Origin of the sequence: Nocardia sp. CDC153 (genome assembly GCF_035818515.1) — a bacterium.
Classification (GTDB): domain Bacteria; phylum Actinomycetota; class Actinomycetes; order Mycobacteriales; family Mycobacteriaceae; genus Nocardia.
Window position 1 is genome coordinate 125,888 of record NZ_JAYKYU010000001.1, and the last position, 6,000, is coordinate 131,887.

Below are 6,000 nucleotides of genomic sequence, written 5' to 3' on the forward strand. Positions count from 1 at the left end.
CGATATGCATACGCTGCGTTCAGAATTCGATCTCCGGAAGGTGAACGTTCATGAAGCGCACGGCAGTCGGTCTGATCGCGATGGTCGGAATCACGGTTGGGGTGGCCCTGGTTCCGGCGGGGGCGTCCGCCCAGGCAGCCGAGCAGGCCCCGGTCACCGCGCCGATCGCCGATTCGCCGGGTGTGAGCTCCTCCGGTATTCCGGCAGCGCTGGTGTTGCAGACGCTGCTGAAGTGTCTGTCCAGTGGTTCGGGCAATCTCGGCGCGCCGGGGTCGACCCAGACCGGGTGCCTCAACTCCTAGCGGCGGTCGCGCCCGTGTCCGGCGCGGACCGCGTTCGGCGGAGGCCTTTCGACATCACTTGCGCGTTGCCGGAAGGTCTCCGTCGTAGCCAGCGCCTGGCGGATACGGTCAGCGCTGGGCGGCCATCAGGCGGCGGACCATGCGGCAGGTGGCGTCCGAGGGCCAGTGGACGCCGATGACTTCGGCTGTCTCGCGGATGGTTTCGTTGGTGGCCTGGTCGGGGCTGAAGGTGCCCGAGTCCAGTAGCGCGATGGCCAGGCGCATCGCCTTCAGGCGGCGATTGTGCGAGATGTACCAGGTGCGTGGGCGGCCCGCGGGCAGTGGCTGTTTGGCCAGCGGCCGCCAGGCGTGATCGATCACATCCCCCTTCTTCGGCACCGCGGCGTGGTTCCTCTTGTCGGACATGCTGGTAACGGCTGCGAGCACGGCGACTCCTCCCATCGAACGTATCTTCGATTCTACCCGCTGCCACCGACAAAATCCGCTGCTCACAACGACTTTCAAGGTCATCCGAATCCGGGCCGCGGTGTCCTGCCGCCCATTGGGAGGCGCGCGCACCCGGTTCGCGCGGCGGGCATAGTATGCGAACATGACCGGAATGGACCGCCCTCGGCGGTTGCGCCGCACTCCTGCCATGCGTCGGCTCGTCGCCGAGACCAGCCTGGAGCCGCGGCATCTGATTCTGCCCATGTTCGTCGCCGACGGGCTCGACGAGCCGCGCGAGATCTCCTCCATGCCAGGCGTTTTCCAGCACACCATGGATTCGCTGCGCAAGGCGGCCGTGGAGGCGGTGGCCGCGGGCGTGGGCGGGCTCATGCTCTTCGGCGTGCCGAAGCCGCAGGACAAGGACGCCCAGGGGAGCGGGGCGAGCGATCCGGACGGCATCCTGAACCGCGGCCTGCGCGCCCTGGTGCACGAGGTCGGCGGGTCCACGGTCGTCATGGCCGACACCTGTCTGGACGAGTTCACCGATCACGGACACTGCGGTGTGCTGGACGCCAACGGCGCGGTCGACAATGACGCCACCCTGACCCGCTACGTGGAAATGGCGCTGGCGCAGGCCGAAACTGGTGCCGACCTGCTCGGCACCAGCGGCATGATGGACGGCCAGGTGGGCGCGATCCGGGAGGGCCTCGACGCCGCCGGATACGCCGACACCGGCATCCTGGCCTACGCCGCCAAGTACGCCTCGGCGTTCTACGGCCCGTTCCGCGAGGCCGTCGGCTCCTCGCTGCAGGGCGATCGCCGCACCTACCAGCAGGATTCGGCCAACCGCCGCGAGGCGCTGCGCGAGTTGGAGCTGGATCTGATGGAGGGCGCGGACATCGTCATGGTCAAGCCCGCCATGTCGTATCTGGACATTCTGCGCGAGGTCGCCGATCGCTCCCCGGTGCCGGTCGCGGCCTATCAGATCTCCGGCGAGTACGCCATGATCACCGCGGCCGCCGAGCGCGGCTGGATCGACCGCAAGGGCGCGGTGCTGGAATCGCTGCTCGGCATTCGGCGGGCGGGCGCGGACATGGTGCTCACCTACTGGGCCACCGAGGCCGCGCACTGGCTGCGGTGAGCGGAACCGAGCAGTTTCTGTCGTGAATTCCATGCTCCCGCCGGGTGTTTCGCGCCCGATGCCGGAAGATGTGCGCACCGCCGGTCAACTCTGGTACGCCGCACTGGGTGTCGGCGTGGTGCAGTTGATCGCCTCGCTGGTCGCCCAGTTCGGGCAGCGACACGAGTTGGCGCAGCAGATGTTCGACCAGGTCAAGGATCAGCAGCCGGGGGTGACACTGGCGCAGGTGCAGGTCTGGACGGTGATCGTGTTCGTGCTGGTCGCCGTGTTCTGGCTGGTGCTCACCGGGGCCGCGGTGGCCGTCGTGTATCAGCTGGGGCGCGGAAAGAACTGGGCGCGAGCGATTCTCACGGGCTTCGGGCTGTTCCTGGTGCTCGGTGCGGCGGGCACGCTGTTCGGGTTCGGGGGCAGGGACGGCATTGCCGCGCTGATCGCGGGCGGCGCCGGGATCGTGCAGGCGGTGCTGGCGGGCGGAGCGGTATTCCTTTGCTACCGAAGCGAATCCGAGGCCTTCTTCCGGCCGCCCCCGCAATGAGTACTCCTGAGTTTGTTACGGGCGTACTAACGGGTATGGTGAGGGCAGTCACAGGGATTTCGGGAACCGGAAGCCGGGCGTCATACGTTGTGTTATGGCGTGTCTCGGCGCCGGGAAGGCGGAGGCAACGATGCGAGTGGTGATTCAGCAGCCGCACAGCCTGCGGCGCGATGTCTTGGTGCTGAGTCTGCTGTTTCTTTTCGGACTGCTCACCCTCGCCGTGCTGTTGATTCCGGGCCTGGCCCGCTGAACGATTCCGTGATCTTTACGCTCGACCTATGAGTGAGGCCATCAACGCCCCCGGGGCCGTGCTGTTCTTCGAACCCGGCGCGCGCTGGCGCACCATCGCGTACGGGCCCGCGCTGTGCGCGATCATCCTGGTGATCGAGGTGATTCGCGGCGGGGCCATCCACTGGTTCGGGCTGGTCTTCTGCGCGCTGCTGCTCGCGGGCTTCGTCTGGTTGCAGGTGGTGGCCGGGCGGCGACACATCAGCGTCGAGCTGACACCCGAGAGCCTGCGCGAGGGGACCGAGGTGACGCCGCTGCGCGACATCGCCGAGGTGCTGCCGGAGGAAGACGAACAGTCCTGGGATTATGAGGACTGGCAGTCGGCGCGGGCGCTGGGCGAGTTGACCGGAGTGCCGCGGCGGCGCAAGGGATTCGGGCTCAAACTGAAGGACGGGCGACTCGTGCAGGCGTGGGCGCGTGACCATCTCACCCTGCGCGCCGAACTGACGGCCGCGCTGGAGCGGTTGAACGGTGGGACGGTCGAGGAGAAGAAGGAGGCGCAGTGATGCGGTGGTTGACCGTCTTCGCCGAATTCGTGCTCGTGCCGGTGCTGATGGTGGCGGCGGCGTGGTGCTGGCGCAATGGGATCTCGACCACCGTGTTCAAGCCGCAGGGCGAGGCACCGGCGTTCAGCGCGACGCGGTATGTGGGGCCGTGGTTGGCCGGGTCCGCGGTCTTCGCCATCGGGGCGGGGTTGGTTTTGATCGATATGCTCGCGCGGGCCTTCCGGCGCCGCTGACCCTTTCGCCCGAATCGCGGTCGAATGGCCTGCGCGTCGTGTCGACACACCGGGTGGCGGGGGTGCGAAGTCTGGTTTTGCCTTGGAGGGCACGGGGTACGGCCGGAAAATGAAAGGCATGAAGCGCACAGAGCACGTGAAACGCATCGCCGTCGCGGTGCTGGCCACGGGGTTCGTCGGCGCTGTGGCGGCGGCCCCGGTGGCCGCCGCTCCGGTCGATGCCCTCCCGGATCTCCGGTCGCAGCCCGCGGCGACGTCCTGGGAAGACCTACTACCGCCTCAGCTGAACTGCCTCATCTCCACCGGCTGGGCCGCGTTCTGCCTGGGGATTCCGCTCTCGTAGCGGGTTCGCATCACCAGGGTGGTCGTGGCGGCGCGACCGCAGACCGCGCCGCTACCTCCGCCTGGGTGAATGTCGTCCCCGCCGAGGTGAATTCGGTCCGGGTTGATATCCGCTCGGGTGAATCACTCGAACGAATAGTGGTGAAAACCGCTTGGTCGAACTCGGGCGAATACGTCAGCCCCAGTTCTGGTAAACATCCAGCACACGCCCGCCGTGAGTTCCGGGCGCATTGAAGAAAACCGCCACATTGCCATCGGGGTGATCACCGGCCTCACTGATCACCTGTCGCAACGAGGCGTGGACGCCACCCTTGTCGTCCTTGTAAATGGTGGTGTTCGGCTGCAGTCCCGCGCCCATTCGGCTCAATGGCACGAACATGCTGATCACGGCCGGAATTGGGCCGTCCGCAATGGCCACGGTCTCCTCATGCGACAACATCACCCCGACCCGCCCCTGATCCGGTTGTGCCACCGGCACTCCCGCCGCCGCCACCCCGCTCCCGGCCACTACCGCGACCGCCGCCATCCCAACCCCGAATAGAACGATCCGCATACGTCCCGCCCTCTCTCCGAAGCCGTCTCCTGCGTCGAGACATTACGCATTGGCAATCAACTAGCGAATAACGTTGTCCGAATTCCACTCCGGCGTGTTGCACCCGGCGCGTCATCCCCGGTCAGGTGCTGACCGGTCCGCTCGGAGTCGACCGGCGAGTGAGCGATTTCCGGAATAGTTACGGCCGCGGCGGATGCCCCGCGGCCGGGCGGACGGGCGTTTGCCTTCGGGATGCGGAATTCGGATCGAGGTGGGAATATGTCGGGTTCGGCTGTGGGAGGGGCCACTCGACTACACCCTGTCGTCGACGGCGGTCGGGGCGGCTGAGAGACTGGGTGCCGTGAGTTCTTCTCCGCGTGTGAGCCAGGTGTCGGTCCCGGTCTCGGCCCAACTTTTCGAACGCGCCGCGGCGGTCATTCCCGGTGGCGTGAATTCGCCGGTGCGGGCGTTCAAATCCGTGGGCGGGACGCCGCGTTTCATCGCGTCCGCGCGCGGCTGCACGCTGACCGACGCCGACGGCAACGAGTACGTGGACCTGGTGTGTTCCTGGGGGCCGATGATTCTCGGGCACGCGCACCCGGCCGTGGTCGAGGCGGTGCAGCGGGCGGCCACCGGCGGTCTGTCCTTCGGCGCGCCGACCGAGGCGGAAATCGAACTCGCCGAGGCCATCGCGGCCCGGGTCGCCCCGGTCGATCGGGTGCGCCTGGTGAACTCGGGCACCGAGGCCACCATGAGCGCGGTCCGGCTGGCGCGCGGCTTCACCGGCCGCAGCAAGATCGTGAAGTTCAGCGGCTGCTACCACGGGCACGTGGACGCGCTGCTCGCCGACGCCGGTTCGGGCGTGGCCACCCTGGGCCTGCCGACCTCGCCCGGTGTGACCGGTGCGCAGGCGGCCGACACCATCGTGCTGCCCTACAACGATCTCGCGGCCGTGGCCGCCGCCTTCGCGGCGAACCCGGGCGAGATCGCGTGCGTCATCACCGAGGCCGCCGCGGGCAATATGGGCGCGGTCGCACCCGTGCCCGGATTCAACGAGGGGCTGCGCAAGCTCACCGCCGAGAACGGCGCGCTGCTGATCATGGACGAGGTCATGACCGGTTTCCGGGTGAGCCACTCGGGCTGGTTCGGCATCGACGGCGTGGCCGGTGACCTCTACACCTTCGGCAAGGTGATGAGCGGCGGCCTACCCGCCGCGGCGTTCGGCGGGCGCGCCGACATCATGAATCACCTGGCCCCCCTGGGCCCGGTCTATCAGGCGGGCACCCTGTCCGGGAATCCGGTCGCGGTCGCGGCGGGCCTGGCCACGCTGCGCACCGCCGACGAGCAGGTGTACGCGACGCTGAACAAGAACGCCGAGCGCCTGGGCGCGCTCATGACCGAGGCGCTGACCGCCGAAGGTGTCGGGCACCGGGTGCAATTCGCGGGCAATATGGTCAGCGTGTTCTTCGCCGAGAACCCGGTCACCGACTACGCCGCCGCCAAGGCGAGCGAAACCTGGCGTTTCCCAGCCTTCTTCCACGCCCTGCTGGACGCGGGCGTGTACGCGCCGCCGAGCGCCTTCGAAGCCTGGTTCGTCTCGGCCGCCCTCGACGAGAACGCGTTCGACCGCATCGCCGCCGCCCTCCCCGCCGCCGCGCGCGCCGCGGCGGCCGCCACCCCCGAAGGATCCGCCGC

At 68.2% G+C, this 6,000-nt stretch carries 9 protein-coding genes; 7 read left to right on the plus strand and 2 right to left on the minus strand.

Going from position 1 to position 6,000, the window contains the following annotated elements; translation table 11 throughout:
- Positions 1 to 50: 50 nt before the first annotated feature.
- On the plus strand, positions 51 to 302 hold the full coding sequence (locus tag VMT65_RS00630) for a hypothetical protein (protein WP_326305931.1): 252 nt from the start codon (positions 51 to 53) through the stop codon (positions 300 to 302).
- Between the two features lie 108 nt (positions 303 to 410).
- On the opposite strand, the gene VMT65_RS00635 is transcribed toward VMT65_RS00630, so the two are convergent.
- Entirely contained in the window at positions 411 to 728 is a 318-nt protein-coding gene (locus tag VMT65_RS00635; RefSeq protein WP_326305933.1) for a hypothetical protein, read from the minus strand.
- 163 nt (positions 729 to 891) lie between these two features.
- On the opposite strand from VMT65_RS00635, the gene hemB reads away from it, so the two are divergent.
- The 5 genes from hemB (at position 892) to VMT65_RS00660 (ending at position 3,774) form a co-directional block, all read left to right on the plus strand.
- Positions 892 to 1,869, plus strand: coding sequence for a porphobilinogen synthase (hemB, locus tag VMT65_RS00640; RefSeq protein WP_326305934.1), 978 nt, complete (start codon positions 892 to 894; stop codon positions 1,867 to 1,869).
- A 22-nt stretch (positions 1,870 to 1,891) separates the two neighbouring features.
- Complete coding sequence (locus tag VMT65_RS00645) at positions 1,892 to 2,404, plus strand: hypothetical protein (RefSeq protein WP_442790152.1); 513 nt, start codon at positions 1,892 to 1,894, stop codon at positions 2,402 to 2,404.
- 278 nt (positions 2,405 to 2,682) lie between these two features.
- Positions 2,683 to 3,198 (plus strand): hypothetical protein, encoded by a 516-nt coding sequence (locus tag VMT65_RS00650; RefSeq protein WP_326305936.1) that lies wholly within the window; start codon positions 2,683 to 2,685, stop codon positions 3,196 to 3,198.
- Positions 3,198 to 3,431 carry a hypothetical protein gene (locus VMT65_RS00655; RefSeq protein ID WP_326305937.1) on the plus strand — a complete coding sequence of 78 codons (234 nt, stop codon included), beginning with the start codon at positions 3,198 to 3,200 and terminating at the stop codon, positions 3,429 to 3,431. Before VMT65_RS00650 ends, VMT65_RS00655 begins: the two co-directional genes overlap by 1 nt.
- Before the next feature lie 118 nt (positions 3,432 to 3,549).
- Positions 3,550 to 3,774, plus strand: a complete 225-nt coding sequence (locus tag VMT65_RS00660; protein WP_326305938.1) for a hypothetical protein — start codon at positions 3,550 to 3,552, stop codon at positions 3,772 to 3,774.
- Between the two features lie 174 nt (positions 3,775 to 3,948).
- On the opposite strand, the gene VMT65_RS00665 is transcribed toward VMT65_RS00660, so the two are convergent.
- Positions 3,949 to 4,326 (minus strand): hypothetical protein, encoded by a 378-nt coding sequence (locus VMT65_RS00665; RefSeq protein ID WP_326305939.1) that lies wholly within the window; start codon positions 4,324 to 4,326, stop codon positions 3,949 to 3,951.
- A 340-nt stretch (positions 4,327 to 4,666) separates the two neighbouring features.
- Here VMT65_RS00665 and hemL point away from each other — a divergent pair.
- Positions 4,667 to 6,000: glutamate-1-semialdehyde 2,1-aminomutase (gene hemL / locus VMT65_RS00670; RefSeq protein WP_326305940.1), on the plus strand; the 1,334-nt coding region annotated here is incomplete at its 3' end.

Coding starts and splice junctions, on each gene's coding strand:
- VMT65_RS00665 (WP_326305939.1), bottom strand. CDS start 4,326: ATGCGGATCGTTCTATTCGGGGTTGGGATGGCGGCGGTCGCGGTAGTG.
- hemB (WP_326305934.1), top strand. CDS start 892: ATGACCGGAATGGACCGCCCTCGGCGGTTGCGCCGCACTCCTGCCATG.
- VMT65_RS00650 (WP_326305936.1), top strand. CDS start 2,683: ATGAGTGAGGCCATCAACGCCCCCGGGGCCGTGCTGTTCTTCGAACCC.
- VMT65_RS00630 (WP_326305931.1), top strand. CDS start 51: ATGAAGCGCACGGCAGTCGGTCTGATCGCGATGGTCGGAATCACGGTT.
- VMT65_RS00655 (WP_326305937.1), top strand. CDS start 3,198: ATGCGGTGGTTGACCGTCTTCGCCGAATTCGTGCTCGTGCCGGTGCTG.
- VMT65_RS00660 (WP_326305938.1), top strand. CDS start 3,550: ATGAAGCGCACAGAGCACGTGAAACGCATCGCCGTCGCGGTGCTGGCC.